General features: G+C 70.5%; 18 protein-coding genes and 2 pseudogenes. 17 read left to right on the top strand and 3 right to left on the bottom strand.

Going from position 1 to position 18,059, the window contains the following annotated elements:
* Positions 1-408 precede the first annotated feature (408 nt).
* The 13 genes and pseudogenes from JQX13_RS38175 to JQX13_RS38115 all read left to right on the top strand — a co-directional run.
* Positions 409-966 (top strand): hypothetical protein, encoded by a 558-nt coding sequence (locus JQX13_RS38175; protein WP_203404345.1) that lies wholly within the window; start codon positions 409-411, stop codon positions 964-966.
* A gap of 137 nt (positions 967-1,103) precedes the next feature.
* Complete coding sequence (locus JQX13_RS38170; RefSeq protein ID WP_203404344.1) at positions 1,104-2,360, top strand: tetratricopeptide repeat protein; 1,257 nt, start codon at positions 1,104-1,106, stop codon at positions 2,358-2,360.
* Between the two features lie 178 nt (positions 2,361-2,538).
* Positions 2,539-4,536 (top strand): S8 family serine peptidase, encoded by a 1,998-nt coding sequence (locus JQX13_RS38165; RefSeq protein ID WP_203404343.1) that lies wholly within the window; start codon positions 2,539-2,541, stop codon positions 4,534-4,536.
* 370 nt (positions 4,537-4,906) lie between these two features.
* Complete coding sequence (locus JQX13_RS38160; protein WP_203404342.1) at positions 4,907-5,503, top strand: hypothetical protein; 597 nt, start codon at positions 4,907-4,909, stop codon at positions 5,501-5,503.
* 68 nt (positions 5,504-5,571) lie between these two features.
* On the top strand, positions 5,572-6,375 hold the full coding sequence (locus tag JQX13_RS38155; RefSeq protein WP_203404341.1) for a DUF4336 domain-containing protein: 804 nt from the start codon (positions 5,572-5,574) through the stop codon (positions 6,373-6,375).
* A 114-nt stretch (positions 6,376-6,489) separates the two neighbouring features.
* The gene (locus tag JQX13_RS55670; RefSeq protein WP_275424903.1) at positions 6,490-8,805 is read left to right on the top strand and encodes an NADH-quinone oxidoreductase subunit 5 family protein; all 2,316 of its coding nucleotides are present in this window, start codon (positions 6,490-6,492) and stop codon (positions 8,803-8,805) included.
* 4 nt (positions 8,806-8,809) lie between these two features.
* Positions 8,810-9,250 (top strand): MnhB domain-containing protein, encoded by a 441-nt coding sequence (locus JQX13_RS38145; protein ID WP_203404340.1) that lies wholly within the window; start codon positions 8,810-8,812, stop codon positions 9,248-9,250.
* Positions 9,247-9,612 carry a sodium:proton antiporter gene (locus JQX13_RS38140; protein WP_203404339.1) on the top strand — a complete coding sequence of 122 codons (366 nt, stop codon included), beginning with the start codon at positions 9,247-9,249 and terminating at the stop codon, positions 9,610-9,612. Before JQX13_RS38145 ends, JQX13_RS38140 begins: the two co-directional genes overlap by 4 nt.
* On the top strand, positions 9,609-10,970 hold the full coding sequence (locus JQX13_RS38135) for a complex I subunit 5 family protein (protein WP_203404338.1): 1,362 nt from the start codon (positions 9,609-9,611) through the stop codon (positions 10,968-10,970). Before JQX13_RS38140 ends, JQX13_RS38135 begins: the two co-directional genes overlap by 4 nt.
* Positions 10,967-11,461, top strand: a complete 495-nt coding sequence (locus JQX13_RS38130) for a Na+/H+ antiporter subunit E (protein ID WP_203404337.1) — start codon at positions 10,967-10,969, stop codon at positions 11,459-11,461. The genes JQX13_RS38135 and JQX13_RS38130 overlap by 4 nt, the downstream gene beginning before the upstream one ends.
* A 16-nt stretch (positions 11,462-11,477) precedes the next feature.
* Positions 11,478-11,750, top strand: a complete 273-nt coding sequence (locus JQX13_RS38125) for a monovalent cation/H+ antiporter complex subunit F (protein WP_203404336.1) — start codon at positions 11,478-11,480, stop codon at positions 11,748-11,750.
* The gene (locus JQX13_RS38120; protein WP_203404335.1) at positions 11,747-12,055 is read left to right on the top strand and encodes a cation:proton antiporter; all 309 of its coding nucleotides are present in this window, start codon (positions 11,747-11,749) and stop codon (positions 12,053-12,055) included. Before JQX13_RS38125 ends, JQX13_RS38120 begins: the two co-directional genes overlap by 4 nt.
* A gap of 119 nt (positions 12,056-12,174) precedes the next feature.
* A pseudogene (locus JQX13_RS38115) lies at positions 12,175-12,654 on the top strand (IS4 family transposase); the annotation flags it as partial.
* A gap of 589 nt (positions 12,655-13,243) precedes the next feature.
* Here the strand turns inward: JQX13_RS38115 and JQX13_RS38110 are convergent.
* Together JQX13_RS38110 and JQX13_RS38105 are read right to left on the bottom strand one after the other, a co-directional pair.
* A complete protein-coding gene (locus JQX13_RS38110) occupies positions 13,244-13,978 on the bottom strand; it encodes an immunity 52 family protein (protein ID WP_203404334.1) in 735 nt (244 codons plus the stop codon).
* Positions 13,979-13,990: 12 nt separating this feature from the next.
* Positions 13,991-15,331: a restriction endonuclease fold toxin 5 domain-containing protein gene (locus JQX13_RS38105; protein ID WP_203404333.1), complete on the bottom strand. Its 1,341-nt coding sequence runs from the start codon at positions 15,329-15,331 to the stop codon at positions 13,991-13,993.
* 641 nt (positions 15,332-15,972) lie between these two features.
* On the opposite strand from JQX13_RS38105, the gene JQX13_RS38100 reads away from it, so the two are divergent.
* From JQX13_RS38100 to JQX13_RS38085, 4 genes and pseudogenes are all read left to right on the top strand, one after another.
* On the top strand, positions 15,973-16,326 hold the full coding sequence (locus tag JQX13_RS38100) for a hypothetical protein (protein WP_203404332.1): 354 nt from the start codon (positions 15,973-15,975) through the stop codon (positions 16,324-16,326).
* Positions 16,323-16,697: a tyrosine-type recombinase/integrase gene (locus JQX13_RS38095; protein ID WP_203404331.1), complete on the top strand. Its 375-nt coding sequence runs from the start codon at positions 16,323-16,325 to the stop codon at positions 16,695-16,697. The genes JQX13_RS38100 and JQX13_RS38095 overlap by 4 nt, the downstream gene beginning before the upstream one ends.
* A gap of 77 nt (positions 16,698-16,774) precedes the next feature.
* Positions 16,775-17,038, top strand: a pseudogene (locus tag JQX13_RS38090) (tyrosine-type recombinase/integrase); the annotation flags it as partial.
* A 170-nt stretch (positions 17,039-17,208) separates the two neighbouring features.
* Positions 17,209-17,652, top strand: a complete 444-nt coding sequence (locus tag JQX13_RS38085) for a hypothetical protein (protein WP_203404330.1) — start codon at positions 17,209-17,211, stop codon at positions 17,650-17,652.
* Positions 17,653-17,687: 35 nt separating this feature from the next.
* Here JQX13_RS38085 and JQX13_RS38080 read toward each other — a convergent pair whose 3' ends face one another.
* Positions 17,688-17,987 carry a hypothetical protein gene (locus JQX13_RS38080; protein ID WP_203404329.1) on the bottom strand — a complete coding sequence of 100 codons (300 nt, stop codon included), beginning with the start codon at positions 17,985-17,987 and terminating at the stop codon, positions 17,688-17,690.
* Between the last annotated feature and the right edge of the window lie 72 nt (positions 17,988-18,059).

The raw sequence follows: 18,059 nt of genomic DNA, 5'->3' as shown, positions 1-18,059 counted from the left end.
AGGATCGTGAGTGCGTCCGACCTGGCCCACCGATGACGGGCACGAAGGCGCCCTCGTGGGAGGCTCCCCATCCATCGCGGCATCCGCTCCTTCTTCGGCACCACCCTCGCCCCTGCCTCTGGCGGTGGGCCCGCCTCTTCCGGCTTCGGCTCCGCCACCATTGAGAGAGCTGGCCGCCCCCCTCCTCGCCACGCGAAGCCCTCCCTCGGGAAGACTGTCAGCCGGGGCGCTCGAGGGCCGAGGGATGGAGCCTGGCGCCAAGGTGCGCCTGTACCAGGCCGGACGTGAGTTGAACCAGCGGGTACAGGGCGCGGCGCATGATCCGTGGGCCTTCGAGGGAGCATGTATTGGCATTGGGGTTGCTCTGGTCCTCAGCTGCCGCCCCTTGCGGCAGAAAGGCCGTCCCCCATGAAGCTGCGCACTCTCGTCGTCACCACGCTCCTCTTCTCCGCGCCTGCCCTGGCGCAGCAGGCCGATGCCCCCTCGAATCCGTCCGAGGAGAAGAAGGCCGCCGCCGCCGCCCGGATGCCCACGCTGCCCGAGCAGGCCTCGGACGCGGCGCGACAGGCGGCGACCGAGACGGCCTTCGGAAAGAAAGGCGCGGCCCAGCGCGCGGCGGCGCAACAGGCGCGCAAGCAGGGCGCCGAGCAGGCCGAGAAGGTCGCCTCGCGCGAGGTCCAGCGCACCGCGAGGCAGACGGCGGCGCGCGCGGCCAGCCGCGAGCAGGCCAACAGCGCGGCCGCCGAGGGCCTGTCGCGCGCCAGCGCGGCCTCGGGCGGCGTGTCCCCCAGCGCTCCGGGCGCCCCCCCCAGCGCTCCGGGCGCCATCCCCGGCGCCCCGGGCACCATGCCGACGCCTCCGAGCACCCCGGCGCCCGCGCCCACCATGCCGACCGCGCCCACCACGCCGCCCGCGCCTACCACGCCGCCCGCGCCCACCAAGCCGCCAACGACCGGCGCGCGGTAGTTCCCTGACATGACGGTTGGCCACTGGCCCGCCACGACGTGGCAGATCCCTCTCCCCTCCAGGAGAAGGGTGGGATGAGGCCTCGTGGCCAACCGCTTTGTCTCCCTCATCCGGTTTCCTTTTGCTCGGGGCGCCCCATGCTCACGCTTCTCGCCGCACTGCTCACGGTGGTCCCCTGCCCGGCCCCGGGCGACACCTCTTCCAGGACGCAAGCGTGCGAGGAGCAGGCCGAGGCGCTCATCACCCGCGCCTCGGTGCACATGGACGCGGGAGACTGGCGCGAGGCGCTCACACTGCTGCGCCTGCCCGCTGCCCAGGAACTGGGAGCGGCCACGCATCTGCTGGAGGGCATCTGCCTCTACGAGTTGGAGGAGGACGACGAGGCGCGGCGGCTGTTGGAGGCCGCGCGCGATGACGCGGAGTTGGCGCCCTCGGCCGAGCTCTTCCTGGGCCTGCTGGCCCAGCGCCGTGGCCATGCCGCGAAGGCAGCCGAGGCATTTGCCCGGGTCGCCTCCCGAGACGACGGCGAGCTGGGGCTGGCGGCGCGGACACTCCTCACGCATTCACGGCGTGAGGGGCGGCTGTCCCTGGCGCTCGCACTGGGGGGAGGCTACGACACCAACCCCCTGCTCACCGCGCCCGGGAGCCCCCGTCCCGCGATCGCGTCGGACGCGGCGGCCCAGGGCAGCGCGAGCCTCATCGCCAGTCCATGGGGAACCCGAGGCCCCTATGCCCGGGCGCGCGTGCAGGGCAGGCGCCAGGCGCGGCTGCGCAGCTTCGATCTCCTGGGCGCGCAGGCGGGGGCTGGCTGGCAGTTGATGCGCGGCGGCCTTCGCCTTGGAGCGGACTATGGCTGGGAGGGGCTCATGCTCGGCGGCGGCCTCTTCCTGACGGGCCATCAGCTGGCCGCAACGCTGGGCTGGCAGCCCGGAGCCACGGGGCTCGACGCGAGCTACAGCGTGCGGCGTGACACCTTCCACCCGGAGCCGAGCGCGGGCTACTCGGGCATGCGCCATGCGGCGGCGCTGCGGCTCACCCACGTGCTGGGAGGCAAGCTCATCGCACGGGGGGGCTACGGGGCCGGGCTCACCGCCCCGGCCGCTCCCGAGCTGGCCTACGTCGAGCATGGGCCCCAGGCCGGGCTCTACCTGCCCCTGGGAACGTCGGTACGGATCTCACTCGAGGGCCGCTGGTCCTGGCGTGAGTACGGCAACGCACCGGAGCGCTCGGATACACAGCTCGATGGCTTCGGTGCCCTGGAAGTGGACCTGGCCACGCGCTGGATGGTGCGCGCCGAGCTCTCGGCGATCCGGGTGCGCTCCAGCATGCCCACACTGTCGTACGCGACGATGGTGGGCTCCCTGAGCCTGCAATACGCGGCTTCGCTCCTTTGAGAGCGCGAAGCCCTCTCCACCCTCCAGGTGTCGCTCGACCGGGCCCCCATGAATTCTATCGAATTCCAATAAATTGATATTGCCCATTCTGACGATTTCATCCAGGATGGATAATTGCACCGAATAAGCGTGCTTTCGCCGACTTCTGGTCCGCGATTCCCCCCCTCTGGAGGTCTCCATGAAGCTGAAGCTGACCCAGACGCTGTTCACCTGCTCCGTGCTGGGCCTGAGCGCCTGCGGCGAACCGATGGCCGAGCAGGACCAGGTCATCGAGTCCAAGGACGTGGGCCAGCTGGCCCAGCTCCTGCGCAGCCCGAACGCGGTGCCGGACCAGTACATCGTGGTCTTCCACGACACCCAGAAGGACGTGGCGCGGCGGGGTCCCGCGGCCATCGCCCAGGAGATGGCCAGCGCCCACGGCGGCCAGGTGCTGCACACCTACTCGGCGGCGCTCAAGGGCTTCGCGGTGCGCCTGCCCGCGGCGCGCCTGCAGCGGTTGCTGGAGGATCCGCGCGTGGCGTACGTGGAGGAGGACGGGTTCGTGCAGGCGTCGGCGTCGCAGTCCAACGCGACCTGGGGCATCGATCGGACGGACCAGCGCGCCCTGCCGTTGAACAGCACCTACAGCTACAACGCGGACGGCACCGGGGTGCACGCGTATATCGTCGACACGGGCGTGAAGCTGACGCACACGGAATTCACCGGCCGCATGGGCAACGGCTATGACGCCGTCACCTCCGGCGGCACCGCCAATGACTGCAACGGCCACGGTACCCACGTGGCGGGCTCCACGGCGGGCACCACCTACGGCATCGCGAAGAAGGCCACCGTGCACCCGGTGCGCGTGCTGGACTGCAACGGCTCGGGCACCAACGCGGGCGTGATCGCCGGCGTGGACTGGGTAACGGCCAACCACGTCAAGCCGGCCGTGGCCAACATGAGCCTGGGGGGCGGGGCCTCCAGCACGCTGGACAACGCGGTCACCAACTCCGTCAACGCCGGCGTCGTCTACGCCGTCGCGGCGGGCAACGACAACAAGGACGCGTGCAACTACTCGCCGGCCCGCGCCGCCGCGGCCCTCACCGTGGGCTCCACGGCCAGCAACGACTCCCGCTCGTCGTTCTCCAACTTCGGCTCGTGCGTGGACATCTTCGCGCCGGGCTCGAGCATCACCTCGGCCTGGTACACCAGCGACACGGCCACCAACACCATCAGCGGCACCTCGATGGCCAGCCCGCACGTGGCCGGCGTCGCGGCGCTCTACCTGCAGTGCAACCCGGGCGCCACGCCCTCGCAGGTGGAGGCGGCGCTGGAGGGCAACGCCACCAGCGGCGTGCTCACCAGCATCGGCAGCGGCTCACCCAACCTGCTGCTCTACAGCTCCTTCATCTCCTGCGGAGGCGGAGGCGGCGATGACACCACGGCGCCCACCACGTCCATCTCCTCGCCCACCAGCGGCTCCACGGTGAGCGGCACCACCACCATCAGCGCCAGCGCCAGCGACAACGTGGGCGTGAGCAAGGTGGAGTTCTACGCCGGCTCCAGCCTGCTCGGCACCGACACCAGCTCGCCCTACGGCCTCGACTGGAACACCACCACGGTGGCCGACGGCACCTACTCGCTGACCACGAAGGCCTATGACGCGGCCGGCAACGTGGCCACCTCCTCCGCGGTGTCCGTGAACGTGAGCAACAGCACGGGCAGCTGCTCCATCTCCGAGCAGCTCCTGCTCAACCCGGGCTTCGAGAGCGGCAACGTGAGCTGGGTGGCCGACTCAGGCGTCATCGGCACCACCACCAACTCGCGCACGGGCAGCTACTCGGCCTGGCACAACGGCTACGCCTCCTCCAACACCGACTACTCCTACCAGGACGTCACCATCCCCTCGGGAGCCTGCAGTGCCTCGCTGAGCTTCTGGCTGCGCATCGACACCGCCGAGACCACCACCACCAAGGCCTACGACAAGTTCACGGTGACGGTGCGCAACACCTCCAACTCGGTCCTGGCGACGCTGGCCAGCTACAGCAACCTGAACAAGACGGGCTACGTGCAGAAGTCGTTCGACCTGAAGGCCTACGCGGGCAAGACGGTTCGCATCTACTTCTACGGCACCGAGGACTCGTCTCTGGCCACCAGCTTCTTCATCGACGACGCCGCGCTGACCATCACCCGGTAGCCGCCCGGATCGGAGCTCGAAGTCCCCGGCGCGGGGGAGGGCGATACGGCCCCCCCCGCGCCGTTCGTTTGAACGTCCACAGGTGGGTGCCATCAACAACGACAGGAATTGGGCGGCATCCACGGAAGACGCGCGGCGCCCGCCGGCCTGGTGCCCGGAAGGGGGGGCGACTGCCTTCTGGAGCGATCGGTTCCGTGGAGGCCCTGGCCGAAGGACTCCACGCGCTCGCCAGGCTGAAGCAGGTCCGACCCACCCGGCGGCTCCCGTGCGCCGACGGGCGCCAGGGGGAGGAACAAGGGAGGACGGGTTCTCGCCGGAGCCGCCCCTGCGCACCGTTTGGAGGAAAAACCACGCAAGGGGGCAAGGACTCATGAAGCGAATCGTGTTGGCGGGGCTGATGGTGTGGGGCCTGGGAAGCACGGCCTGTCGGGACGAGCCGGTCCCGTTGGCGACGGGGGTGGAGGGGCGAGGGCCTGACGGCCGGGGCGGCCTCTCGCCCGAGCCGGGAGCGGACATGGGCGAGTTGCAGAGGCTGGAGAGCCAGCAGCGCGAGCAGTACGAGGCCATCGCGAACGACGTGGGCGTACAGACCTGGCCCGGGGAGCGGCGGGTGGAAGTCCCTGGAGGCGAGCAGGAGCAGTCCGGCCAGGGCGGCTCCGGCCAGGCGGGGATTCCCCAGGAGTGGAGGGGCTGCGCTCGGGCCCTGGACACGCCCGAGCCCTCCTCCGTGGTGACGGGCACGGTGCGTCACGTCTCGAAGGATCTGCTGACCCTGGAGGACCGTACGGGGCGGCGGATGGACCTGCATGCCGATCCGCGGACGTGCATGTTGTGGAACGGGGAGCCGGTACAGCCAACGCAGCTGGGCGAGGGCACGGCGGTACGGGTCTCCTTCGTGGTGGACCCCGAGGATGGAGCGACGGCGCGCGTGGTCCGGGTCATCGAGCAGCAACGCCCCGCGCCGTGAGGAACAGCGAGGCGCCTCGTCTGCCCGATGGTGCGCGGGCGGGGCGCTGCCATACTCCGAGACCCGCCATGTCCGCGCTCGAAGACAGCCCCGCGCCCAGTCCCGCCTCCTCCCAGGAGGAATGGGAAGAACCCATCCGCCTGTACACGCCACTCGATGTTCCCAAGCCCCTGGCCGAGAACGTATGGCTCGTCGACGGTCCGGTGGTCCGGATGACCTTCGTCGGCACGCGCCTCCCCTTCCCCACCCGCATGACGATTGTCCGGCTGGCGAACGGAGACCTGTGGTTGCACTCGCCCACCGCCCTGTCCGAGCCGCTCCGGCGGCGCGTGGAGGCACTGGGCCGGGTCGCCCATCTCGTCTCGCCGAACAAGATTCACTACGCCCACATCGCCGCGTGGAAGGCGGCGTACCCGGAGGCGAGGGCCTGGGCCTCGCCGGGCGTGCGCGAGCGCGCCGCGAGCCAGGGCATCGCCGTGAGCTTCGATGCCGAGCTCGGCGATGCGCCCCCGCCGGACTGGAGGGCGGAGCTCGAGCAGCTCGTCTTCCGCGGCAGCCGCTTCATGGAGGAGGTGGTCTTCCTGCACCGGGCCAGCCGCACCCTCCTGCTCGCCGACCTCATCGAGAACTTCGAGGCGGACCACGTCCGCCCCGGACTCCGCTGGCTCCTGCGGCTCGCCGGCAATCTGCACCCGGATGGGAAGGCGCCCGTGGACTTGCGGCTGACCTTCCTGGGACGCAAGGACGAGGCGCGGGCCTGCTTGCGGCGGATGCTCGCGTGGCAGCCCGAGCGCATCGTGCTCGCCCACGGGCGCTGCTACCTGGAGCGGGGCACGGAGGAGCTCCGCCGGGCCTTCCAGTGGCTCGGCTGATTCATCTGATACATCCGCCGCATCCGTCCACCAGCTCACGCGTGTGGACACCTGAGTGACCGAAGTCCGACGTCTGCCTCGGGCTCCAGGGAGTTTCGCGGGAACCGTCCGGGCATGACCCATAGCGTGTGCATCCGCCGCATTGGACCGCGCATGCTGATGACCCTCCCGCTCCTCCTCGCCGTGCTGTGCGTGCCGCTCGCCCTGGTGGCCGGGGCCTGGCGTCCGGCCGCGGCGGCGTGGGTGGGGGTGACGGGCGCGGCCGCGGCCCTGGCCGCGCTGTTCTGGGGAGCGGCCCAGGGCCCGGCGAGCATCTCCGTGCCGTGGGCCCCCACCTGGGGCGTGAACCTGGAGCTGTCCCGGGATGGGCTCTCCGTCCTCTACGGCGCGCTCGCGCTGGGGGTGGGCGGCCTCGTCGCCCTCTACTCACGCGCCTATATCCCCCACCACCTGGAGGAGCAGCACCGGCCGGAGCGCGAGGAGGTGCGCTTCCTCGTGCTGATGCTCTCCTTCATGGCATCCATGGTGCTGCTGGTGATGGCACGGGACATCCTGCTGCTCTTCGTGGCGTTGGATCTCACCACCCTGACCTCCTACCTCCTCATCGGCTTCGATCGGCGGGAAGCGCGGGCACGGGAGGCGGCGCTCACCGCGCTCGTCGTCACGGGAACCACCTCCGTCTTCTTCCTCGTGGGCGTGCTGCTGCTGGCCAACGCGCACGGCAGCTTCTCCCTGCCGGAGGTGCTGGCGCGCGCGGAGCCGGGCCCGGTGACGACGGTGGCGATGGCATGCCTGGCGGTGGCCGCGCTGGGCAAGAGCGCCCAGGTGCCCTTCCACTTCTGGCTGCCGCGCGCCATGGCCGCGCCCACGCCCGTGTCCGCGTACCTGCATTCGGCGGCGATGGTGGCCGCGGGCGTCTTCCTCCTCCAGCGCCTGCACCCGCTGCTGGAGAAGGCGCCCGAGGTGCGAGCGGTGCTGCTGGGCGTGGGCCTGGCCTCCATGGCCGCCGGCAGCCTGCTGGCGCTCACCCGGGACGTGCTCAAGGAGGTGCTCGCGTACTCCACCATCGCCCAGTACGGCTACGTGGTGGTGATGGTGGCGCTGGGGGCGGAGGGCGCGCCGCTGTACGTGCTGGCCCATGGCCTGTGCAAGGCCGCGCTCTTCCTCACCGCGGGCGCCGTCATCCAGCTCACCGGCCGCGAGCGCCTCTCGGAGCTGGGCGGCCTGGGCCGCGCGTTGCCGGGGCTGGCGGTGGGCAGCGCGTTGGCGGCGGCGGGGCTGGCCGGACTGCCGCTGACCCTGGGCTTCTTCAAGGACGAGGTCTTCTTCCACGCCCTGTCCAAGCAGGGGCCGGCGTTGAAGGTGGCGGGGACGCTCGGGGCGGGGCTGACGCTGGCCTATAGCGGCCGCTTCTGGTGGGACCTCTTCGCCGGAACGAAGCGCCCCGGGCCCGTCCACCGGGCGTCCCGGCTGCTCACCCTACCGGTGGGGGTGCTGGCCGCGGCGGTGCTCCTGGGCGGCGTATGGCCGGCTCCCTTCGAGCACGTCGCGCGGGCGGCGGGCGCGGAGATGGTGGGCCACCCGGTGGAGCTGTCCCTGGCGTACCACCTGGACGCGCGGACGGAGAACCTCCTGGCGCTGGCGGCATGGGCCCTGGGCGGGCTGCTGCTGGCCACCCGGCGCACGTGGGAGGCGCCGCTGGGGCGCGCCATGGAGGTGGCCGGACGATGGGGCCCGGCGCGCGGGTATGCCGGGGCGCTGGCGGGAGTGGACTGGCTCTCCTCCGCGCTGCACCGGCTGGAAGTGAGGGATCTGCGCGACCGCGTGGCGGCGGTGCTGGTGCCGGCGGGGCTGCTGGGCCTGCTGGCGCTGTGGGCCCACCCCGTGAGCGGCCGCTTCGCGTTCGGGCCCGTGGGCTGGGGAGACGTGCCGCTGCTGCTGGTGCTGGCCTTCGCCGCGGGAGCCGCGCTCGCCACGCTGCGGGCCCGCGGCCACCTGTCCCTGGTGTTGCTGCTGTCGTGCGTGGGCTTCAGCCTCGCGCTCGCCTTCACCTTCGCCGCCGCGCCGGACGTGGCCCTCACCGCGCTGCTGGTGGAAACCACCTTCACGCTGCTCTTCGCGGCACTGCTGAGGCTGCTGCCGCGCGAGCGCCTCGAGCGCGCCCAGGCCGAGGCCCTGCGCCCCCGCCGCCGGGACCTGCTGTCGGCATTGGTCGCGGGGGGGAGCGCGGCGTTGCTGAGCTGGAACGCGCTCAGTCACACGCGCGAGGAGCGCCTGGGCGAGGTGGAGCTGCGGGCCGCGGAGGCGGCGCACGCGGAGGATGCCGTCACGGCCGTGCTGAGCGACATGCGGGGGCTGGACACGGTCGGGGAAGTGAGCGTGGTGGTGGTGGCACTGCTGGGGCTCACGCGCCTGCTGCGAAAGGACTAGCGACATGCACTCCTTCGTCCCGCTCATCGCCCGGGTGTTGCTGCAACCGGCGCTCGTCGTCGCCGCGGCCTTGTGGGTGCGGGGCTACGCGGAGGCGGGGGGAGGCTTCAGCGCGGGGGTGCTGGCGGCCCTCGCGGTGCTGTTGCAATACGTGGTGCTCGGCAGGGAGGAGGCGCGGCGTCCGTGGCCGGTACGGCACGCGGCGGCGCTGGTCCCCGCGGGGTTGATGGTGGTGCTGGCGGTGGCCTTCGGGCCCGTGCTGGCGGGCTACCCCCCGGTCACCCACTTCCCCCGCCCCGGAGAGCACGTGGTGCACCTGGGCGCACTGGAGTTGCACACCGCGGCCCTCTTCGACGTGGGCATCTTCCTGCTCGTCTTCGGTTTCATCGTGGCCACCATCGACGGCATCATCGCGGCGGTGCCGGAAGAGGAGGACGCGTCATGATCGCCGCGCTCGCCCTCACCGTGGGGCTGCTCTTCGGCTGCGGGGTGTTGCTGGTGCTGGAGCGCGAGCTGGTACGCATGGCCGCCGGCACGCTGCTCATCTCCAACGCCTCCATCCTCTTCACCCTGGCCGCGGGCTTCCGGGAGCGGGGCGAGGCCATCCACGCGAGCGCGGACCAGCCCGTGACGGATCCGGTGCTGCAGGCGCTGGCCCTCACCGCCATCGTCATCAGCTTCGCCGTGTCGGCGCTGCTGCTCTCGCTCGTGCACCGGGCGCAGCACACCCACCGCTCGCTGCGTCTGGAGGCGCTGGCGCGCGCGGAGCGGGAAGCCGAGCGCGCCCGGGGCCCGGGGGAAGCATGAGCCTGATGCTCGTCGTGCTGGGGGGGCCGTGGGTGCTGGCGGGGGTACTCGCCTTCCTGGACGGCCGGAGGCCGGGAGTGGGCTGGACGGCGGCGGTGGGGCTCGCGGGGGTGCTGGCCGCCTGCGCGGCGCTGGTGCCGGAGGCGGCCTCGGCGCACCCGCCGGAGTTCGTCACCGGGAAGTGGCCCGTGGGCGTGGGCATCCGGATGAGGGCGGACATGCTCTCCGCGGTGTTCTGCGGGGTGTCCGTGGCGGTGCTGCTGGCCGCGCTCGTCTTCGAGCTGCTCCGGGGCGTGCGCACGCGCACCTTCCCGGCGCTCGTGCTCTTCCTGGCCGCGGGGTTGAACGGGGCCTTCCTCACCGGGGATGCCTTCAACTTCTACGTCTTCTTCGAGCTCTCCATGACGGCGGCCTTCGCGCTGGCCAGCTACGGCGGGGATCCAGCGCACGTACGCGCGGCCTTCACCTTCGTGATGGTGAACCTGGTGGGCTCGGTGCTCTTCCTGAGCGCGGTGGTGATGCTGTACCAGCTGACGGGCACGCTGGACATGGGGGGCGTGTCGGAGTGGACACGGACGGAGGGCGCGCGCCCGTTGGACGTGCCGGGGGCGCTGCTGCTGTCGGCACTGGGTGTGAAGGTGGGGCTCTTCCCCTTCCATTTCTGGGCGCCGGCCGTGTACCGGGACACGGGGCCCACGGTGGCGGCGCTCCTGGCCGGCGCGCTGGCGAACCTGGGCAGCTACGGGCTGCTGCGCTTCGGCGGGGACGTGCTGCCGCCCATGTTGGAGTACGGGAAGGAAGTGCTGGCGGTGCTGGGAGGGGTGAGCATCGTCTACGGCTCGCTGCTGGCGCTGTCACGCAGGGACGCGCGGGAGGTGCTCGCCTATGCCTCCATCGCGCAGGCGGGCTTGCTGCTGGTGGCCCTGGGGGTGGGAGGAGCGCGGGGGCTGGCGGCGGCGGTGGCGCTGGCGCTGGTGGGCTCGGTGGACAAGGCGGCCCTCTTCCTCGCGCTGGGTGAGGAGGGGCGGCCCTCGCGCGCGGCCTTCGCGGTGGCGGCCTTCAGCACCGCGGGAGTGCCCTTGTCGGCGGGCTTCGTGGCCAAGGCGGCGCTGCTCCGCGCGGCGCTGGGCACGGGGCAGGCGGTGCTGGCGGGCCTGGTGGTGCTCTCCAGCGCACTGTCACTCCTGGCGCTCTTCCGGACCTGGCAGCACGAACCGGGGGAGGAGGCACGGCACCGGTGGGCGACCGGGGTGTGGGTGCTGGTGTTGGCGCTGACGGTGGTGGCGGCCGGGGCGTGGCCGGAGCCGCTGCTGCGCGCCAGCGAGCTGGCGGCCTCGGGCCTGGGAGGGGCGCGGTGAGCCGGCACCTGCTGCCGTTGCTGCTCCTCACGGGCGTATACGCGCTCATGGTGGGCAGCGTGCGGCCGGCGGATCTGGCCATGGGCGCGCTGCTGGCCCTGGGGCTGCGCTGGCTCTTCCGGCCAGAGCACGGGGGCGGGCCTCCCGAGGCGGCGGTAGGCGTGATGCGGCGGATGATGCACTTCCCTCGCTTCCTCGCGGCGGCGCTCGGCCAGACGCTGGTGGGCAGCGCGCGGGTGGCGCTGCTGACGCTGGGGCTGCGGCCGGTGGACCGCGATGGAGAGGTGGAGGTACCGGTGGGTGAGCGCTCGGAGCTGGGCGTCCACGTGACCGCGATGGTGGCCACGCTGTCGCCCGGCTCGGTGTTGCTGGAGGTGGACTGGGAGCGCCGGGTGATGCGCTTCCACGTGGTGGACGCGACGGATCCGGACGCCCTGCGCCGCGAGCTGGACGACTTCTACCGGCGCTACCAACGGGCCGTCTTCCCCTGAGCAGGAGGGTGCACGCATGCACGACGCGGTGTTCTACAGCTGCTTGATATGGCTGACGGGGCTGCTGGGCGTACTGGTCGGGGTGGCCGTACGCCGTCGCGAGGCGGTGGACGTCATCCTCGCGCTGGACACGCTCACCCTGGTGCTGGTGGCGGTGCTGGGCCTGTTCGCCGCGTACCGGCGCAGCGAGGGCTACCTGGACGCGGCGCTGGTGCTGGCGCTCATCGCCTTCGTCCAGACGGTGGTGGCGGTGCGCTACCTGCGCGGGCAGAAGGGAGCCTTCTCGTGAAGTGGCTCGCGGACGTCCTCGTGCTGGGAGGCACCCTGGTCCTCACGCTGTCGGTGCTGGGCATCCTCCGGCTGCCGCACGTCCTGTTTCGCCTGCACGCCGCCGGGCAGGCGGTGTTGCCGGGCGTCGCGGCCATCCTGCTGGCGACCCTGGGCACGGGAGAGGTACGGCTGGTATCCCGCGCCCTGCTGGTGTGCGTCTTCCTGCTGCTCACCGCGCCCGTGTCCTCGCACGCCATCGCCCGGGCGGCCTGGCAGAAGAAGGCCCGCCGAGACAGCACACCACCAGGCACGCCCCAGCCCTGAGTCCGGGGCCGTCCGGCCTTCCTCGAGAGTGCCCCCGAGACGACGAGGTTCGCGTGCTCCCGGAGCTGCCGGGCGAGGGGCCAGGAACCCGCGCCGGGCGGTGCGAAACTCCCAGCAGAATCGCGCCCTTACCTCGCAACCGCCCGGAATACGAGGTATTTGAAGCACAGCGAGACAGGCAGTACACGCGAGAGCTGCTCTTCTCCTCGGTAGTGGACTTGATGGGGCTGGTGGCGCTGGGATTGCGGCCGTCGCTGCACGCCGCGGCGCAGTCCGACCCAGACTTGACCGTGTCGCTGGCGGCGCTCTACGACAAAGTCAATCGCACCGAGCCCCAGGTGGTGCGAGCGCTGGTGCAAGGGAGCGCGGAGAGACTGTCGCCGGTGGTGCGGCCCATGAAGAAGCAAGAGCCGTGGGCAGCGGGCTACCAGGTGCGAGTCTTGGATGGCAATCACCTGCCGGCCAGCGAGAAGCGGCTCAAGGCGTTGAGGGGTTTCCGAGGAGCGGCCCTGCCCGGACAGTCCTTGGTGGTGTACGCGCCCGAGGTGGGCCTGGTGGTGGATGTAGTGCCCGCGGAGGATGCGCATGCGCAGGAGCGCGAGCCCCGCCGCTCCTCGCCCCCAAACCGGCTGGTTCATTTTCCCGCGCGTCTTCATGTTCAGCGACAACTCGGTGCCCACTGCCGAGTAGATGGCCTCTCCGCCCCAGATGCCGAGGAGGTTCTCCAGTGAATGGGCGTCGTCTGCTGTCGGCCGGCACGAGAAGAGGCACACCTTCCCCTCGCGGCCCTTTTCCGCGCCAATCGCGAAGGCGTGCCCGTTGCGGAAGTGCTCGGCCTCCGCTCGCGTGATGGCCTTGCACTGGAGCGCCCTGTCGATTCGCTCTCGCAGCAGCTCCACCGTGAGCTTCCTCAGCCCCTGGGCGCGAATGACGGCGAACTCAGGCTCAAGCAGGCGCGTACAGTGGTAGGCACGAATCGTGGAGCCACGCAGCAGGCCCCGGAAGCTCTCCTCGGCCTCCGGGGTCCTGATTTGATAGGCGTACTGCACACTTCCTCTGTACGCCGCCGCCGCCCGCTGAACGAACTGGGCGACATCAGGGGGCCAGGTGCTCCTGTCATCCGGGTCAATCCGAGCCATCTTGGGCCCCTCCTACGGCCAGCTGTTTCTTCCGGGGCTGCGTGCCGCGTCACGCCTTCCGCCTGGAAGCCGGCGGCACCATCAACCGGAACAGCCCCCGCTCCTCAAGCGCCCGCTGCGTTCGCCAAGCGAGCGCCACGTGCTCTGGATTGCTTGGGGTAAGTCGCTCCGGGGTGAGCGTGACGAGCGTGCCCTTGTCGCCTACAGCCTCTACGCGCACCGGCGCAGGCAGGGCAGGCACCTCGCCCCGGTCCCGCGAGAAGTACGTCATCCAGCCCACGAAGCAGCCGAGCTGACTGCCGCCGGAGAGCTCGTCCCAAAGCCCGTCCGCCGTCGCCACTGCCCACTCAGGCTCCCAGGCCACGGCAACGGCACGCATAGCACCAGAGACGACGGGCTCCGTGACTACGCGCTCCTCACCCAGGGCCTCCTTGGGCAGGAAGAGCCAGAGGCTGTTCGGCGCCACCTCTCCCTTCGAGCCGCACCTGAGCATGACCATTGCCCCGTGGTCTTCTGCCTCGCGACCCGTCCACGCTCCGAACCTGAAGCCATCATTCCCGCTCTGATACTTCTCCCGCCCGAAGAATTTCAGGAACGTCTCGAGTGTGGGCTCAAAGCCGAGCTGCAGCGCCTTCCGTGCCGAACTGCTCTTCTCGTACCAAGGGGCGAAGTCGGGATGGCACTCCGCAAGGAGGCGGAAGAACATCTCCGCCCGGCGCGCGCACTCCTCGGCGGACTCCGGCCTGTGCGCCCAGTAGGCTTTTATTCCGTACGTCTCGCTCATGCGTGGTAGCCCTCACTTCACGGGCTGAGTGTAAACGACCTCAATGGCCTGGAAGCCGTTAGCGTCGAAATACTTCCGAAGCACCGCCACCATCCGCGGCTCCGCGACGTGCCAACGGACTGGCACCTCGCCTGCAACCCGAAGCTGCCGTTCAGCTTGTTCGATCATGCTGTCCAGGCCTTCGTATTTGAATCTAGGGTTGAGGTCCTCGTCGAACCACTTCTGGTACTCGCGCGCCTTGGCCTCAAGCAGGGTGCCCGTCTTCGGATCGTACCCGTCGTAATTCACGCAGTCCCCATCCCGGCACACCCTGTACGCCCATCGCTTGGGTGCCCCCGTGATCTGGGCTTGGTAGTCCCTCGCCTGCTCGGACATGCTGGAGTTGTCCTCCACCCACTGCCCTGGCCCGCCGACCGGAGGCCAGCCACCGCCGCCCCCCGCGCCCTGGGCGCTCGTGGTGGCCATGTGCAGAACGTAGGTGGCACTCACCGCCGGCGCGGCTGCGGTGGCGACACTCCCAATGGGGACGGCCACTAGGCGCACCGTCAGGAGCCCGTCCCCTGTGAGCGACAGCAGAGGCACCGTGAGGCTCCCCAGCTTCCCACCCCAGGCGGCCGCCTTCGCAGTTCCAGCGCCGGCCGTACCGACCGTCAGCACCGCGCCCGTTGCGAGCCGCGACACGGTGCGCACCTTCTCAGCGTAGGGCTTGTGACGGAACTCCTCCCACAGCTTCGGCGAGTTCTCGTAGAGCTGCCTCACCGCGCCCGGCAGCTGCGCCAGCCCCTCCAGTGTCTCGCCCGTGTAGAAGACCAGCCGGTAGAGGCCTTCCACCATGTCCACCACAGCGAGCACTGCTCCCTCGGCCACCGCAAGCGCCGGGTTGTCGTCGGGCTCATACAGGCCCGCCGGACGCGCGCCTCTGGGAACCTCGAGCCCCTGGTCCACCGGGAAGAGGCGCCTGCCCTCGATAGCGTAGAACGGTCCCACCTCGAAGCGTCCGGCCCGGAGCGTGCCGTCCTCGGCGAGCACGACCTGACCGGCCTTCTGGACCGCTACTCCCGTCGTGGCCCTCACCAGGTATCCGTCCGGCCGAAGCACCAGCAGCCGCGAGAAGCGGCGCATGCGCGCGTGGAACTCGTCTCTCGTCACCACCTCGCCACCCGCGGCCACCTCCAAGAGCAGGTGTGCCGCCATACGGCGCAGCCCGAAGTTGCCCAGTGTCAACGGCGTAGAGAGCAGATGCGGCACCAGCTCCATCGCCTGCTGAGGCGACAGCGTGCGCCCGTCTCTGGGCAACGCCGTACTGGGGACACCGGCCTGCGCGAGGAAACCCTGGAAGTAGTCGAGCGTCATGGGCACCTCGAAGGGCCGTCCGTCGCCCACTCCATCCGGCCATCCAACGCCCTTCCCCTCCAGTACCTCCTCGTCGTCCCCCTCGCTCACGCGCTGCGCACGTTGCCGGGCCCGCTCTGCCGCCCCGACAACATGGCCCGTGCCCGCCGCCACTGGCACACCGGCTTCGCGCTCCTCGGCTCTCGCGTCAGTCCCCCCCAGGTCCGCAACGGCCTCCCCGGTCGTTGGTGCAGGCACCTTCTGGGTCTGGCCAGCGATTTCCTGTGGCCTGGGACTCGTGCGCAGCACCCGCCACCGCTGGCGAGCTCCGCCAACCAGCATCCCGCCCATGGGGTAGCCCGTCGCGCACGCTGTCTGCAGCCCAAGGAGAATCAGCGCCACTAAACGCGACGCCCACCACGGCCTGCCCCGCGATCTCCGCCGAGCCTCGAGCTGCGTACCGCCGCCCTCCCCCGCCTCGGGACTCCGGTACTCATTCGACATGGCGCTGGCCTCCCCCCAGGTAGAACAACCCTGAAGGATAGGATGCGGGACACCCAACCATACAGGGGGGAACCGAGGAATGAGTTACCCCCTTGACGGGCCCTTCTCTGCTCACACACCTCGTCGATGGGCGAGCTCCGCGCGTCCGGCTAAACCCCATGGCAACATCGAAGCCCCTGGGGGAAGACACGATGAAGATGGTGCACTCTCGTTCGAGCCTGTTGGTTGTGCTGGCACTGTTGCTGTCGAGCTGCTCGTCCAGCACGGCCGAGGTGACTGTGCAGCTTCGCTCTGGGGCCTCGTCCGCCAGCATCGCCAAGGTGGAGGTGGAAGTGTCCGCACCCGGGGAGGACCCGGAGACCACCACGCTCTCGGGCAAGACGAGTCCCTGGACCGGCAGCATGGACGCGCTCCCTGAGGGCACCGACAGGACTTTCACCGCCCGAGCCCTGGACAGCGCCGGCACTCGAAGCTCGAGGACCTGGAGCTGGGCGAGCGCCGCGGCTGGGTGACGGTGAATGGCAAGGGCTCGCGCCAGCGCACCCTCCCCCTCCACCGCGACGTGCGCCGCGTCCTCACCACCTGGTTCGCTGCCCGGCCCGCCCTCGGCGACTACCTCTTCCCCGGCCGCTACGGCGACGCGCTCAACACCAGCTCCATCCGCCGCCTCGTGGACAAGTACGAGCGCCTCTCGGGTGTGGTCGGCGTCAGTCCCCACGTCCTGCGTCACACCACTCTCACCGAGTTGGTGCGAAGCAAGAAGCACGACCTTGCGCTCGTCGCTGCCTTCGCCGGCCACTCGCGCTTGGCCACAACCGCCATCTACGTGCAGCCCAACAGACAGGACCTGCAGGCTGCAGCGGACTCCCTCATGGACGACTGATTCTCCCTGTCCAGAAAAACGGTGAGGCCCCGGCAGAGCTATTTCTCGGCCAGGGCCTCTGCTTCTTTCTTCGCTCAAAGCGGGCGGGCATCACCCGCGAGCAGGGCCGCATCGGCTGGCACGACCTGCGGCACACCTACGGCAGCCACCTCGCCATGAGGGGGATACCGCTGACGGTCATCAAGGAGCTGATGGGCCACGCGACCATCGACATGACGGAGCGCTACGCCCACCTGAGCCCGGACACGCGCAGAGAGGCGGTCGGGGTTCTCGACCGGCCCTCTGCGCCCGCGTGCGACATACGTGCAACACGGATGGAGGAAGCTGCCAACCACCCGTAAGCACGGCGTAAAAAAGTGGAGGCGGCGGGAATCGAAGCCGCCGAGCGGCACATCCCCCCAGCGCAAGGGATTCCACCCAGGCAGAGCCCCTCTGGATGTCTGCTCACGCCGTCCTCGATTCCTACCTTGAGTGAGGACACGCACTTTCGACTCTCACCGAGGAGCTGGACATGAAACGTGGAATGCGGCGAGTGCTGACAATGGGGCTGCTGACGGGTGGCCTGCTCGTGGTGGGCTGCGGCAATCTCTCGGAGGAAACCGGCCGGCCCCATACACCCATCCAAAACAAATACCAGGACGGGGCGGCGGGAGCCGCATCGGAGCTGGATGGCCGCGAGGGATTCAACATGCCCGACTGGCAGAACCACCCGACGATGGGCCAGGGCGAGGAGGAGGCCCTGCAAGGCCCAACGGGTGCGGACTCGCGGCTGGAACCCCAGACGCCCCTCATCTCAGCTCCCGAGGAGGCCTACCAGGCGGCCGATGATGTGCTGGCTCCCCGGTCGGACGAGGGCACGCCCCAGGTGGAAACCGTACCGGGCCAGCCCGATGACGAGCAGGCCATTGGTGGCGCGGGCAATGCCGGCCAGCAGGACGCGGGGACCCGCCGCTGACTCACTCCGCCCGCTCGCCGAGGGCGGGCGGGACGTCACATCCCGAGCAGGAGAACGAGCGCCGTGGCCATCATCGGGGAGCCCCGCGGTGGGAGACCGGACGGCAGCGAGACGGAGACCTGCTGCGGGTCTCCCGTGCCACAGACCCTCTGCCCCGCGTAGGCCTCGTCCTTGTACTCCAGCGCGTAGATACACGGGCCCACCGAGCCGGAGATCCGCTCCGGGCCTATCTCGAGCCCCACCGGGCTCCCGATGAGGGTGCCCTCCAGGCGTAATGTCCCCGCCTCCTCGCGCCAGGAGAACCGCGCGAGCTGGGCACCGATGAGCCCTTCCACCTCCCCCCTCCTGAGGTGGAGGAAGACGGAGCGGCCAAAAGCCTGTCCATGAACGGTCCCCTCGTCACGGAC

The organism is Archangium violaceum (assembly GCF_016859125.1).
In the GTDB taxonomy this organism is placed as follows: domain Bacteria; phylum Myxococcota; class Myxococcia; order Myxococcales; family Myxococcaceae; genus Archangium; species Archangium violaceum_A.
The sequence above is the reverse complement of the archived record's forward strand: the minus strand, read 5'-3'. Positions and strand labels throughout refer to the sequence as shown.

Excerpts from the sequence above, each read along its gene's own strand:
- JQX13_RS38155 (WP_203404341.1), top strand. The coding sequence starts at position 5,572 with ATGTCCGCGCTCGAAGACAGCCCCGCGCCCAGTCCCGCCTCCTCCCAG.
- JQX13_RS38125 (WP_203404336.1), top strand. The coding sequence starts at position 11,478 with ATGCACGACGCGGTGTTCTACAGCTGCTTGATATGGCTGACGGGGCTG.
- JQX13_RS38175 (WP_203404345.1), top strand. The coding sequence starts at position 409 with ATGAAGCTGCGCACTCTCGTCGTCACCACGCTCCTCTTCTCCGCGCCT.
- JQX13_RS38170 (WP_203404344.1), top strand. The coding sequence starts at position 1,104 with ATGCTCACGCTTCTCGCCGCACTGCTCACGGTGGTCCCCTGCCCGGCC.
- JQX13_RS38135 (WP_203404338.1), top strand. The coding sequence starts at position 9,609 with ATGAGCCTGATGCTCGTCGTGCTGGGGGGGCCGTGGGTGCTGGCGGGG.
- JQX13_RS38165 (WP_203404343.1), top strand. The coding sequence starts at position 2,539 with ATGAAGCTGAAGCTGACCCAGACGCTGTTCACCTGCTCCGTGCTGGGC.
- JQX13_RS38110 (WP_203404334.1), bottom strand. The coding sequence starts at position 13,978 with ATGAGCGAGACGTACGGAATAAAAGCCTACTGGGCGCACAGGCCGGAG.
- JQX13_RS55670 (WP_275424903.1), top strand. The coding sequence starts at position 6,490 with ATGACCCATAGCGTGTGCATCCGCCGCATTGGACCGCGCATGCTGATG.
- JQX13_RS38160 (WP_203404342.1), top strand. The coding sequence starts at position 4,907 with ATGAAGCGAATCGTGTTGGCGGGGCTGATGGTGTGGGGCCTGGGAAGC.
- JQX13_RS38100 (WP_203404332.1), top strand. The coding sequence starts at position 15,973 with ATGGCAACATCGAAGCCCCTGGGGGAAGACACGATGAAGATGGTGCAC.
- JQX13_RS38145 (WP_203404340.1), top strand. The coding sequence starts at position 8,810 with ATGCACTCCTTCGTCCCGCTCATCGCCCGGGTGTTGCTGCAACCGGCG.
- JQX13_RS38085 (WP_203404330.1), top strand. The coding sequence starts at position 17,209 with ATGAAACGTGGAATGCGGCGAGTGCTGACAATGGGGCTGCTGACGGGT.
- JQX13_RS38105 (WP_203404333.1), bottom strand. The coding sequence starts at position 15,331 with ATGACGCTCGACTACTTCCAGGGTTTCCTCGCGCAGGCCGGTGTCCCC.
- JQX13_RS38140 (WP_203404339.1), top strand. The coding sequence starts at position 9,247 with ATGATCGCCGCGCTCGCCCTCACCGTGGGGCTGCTCTTCGGCTGCGGG.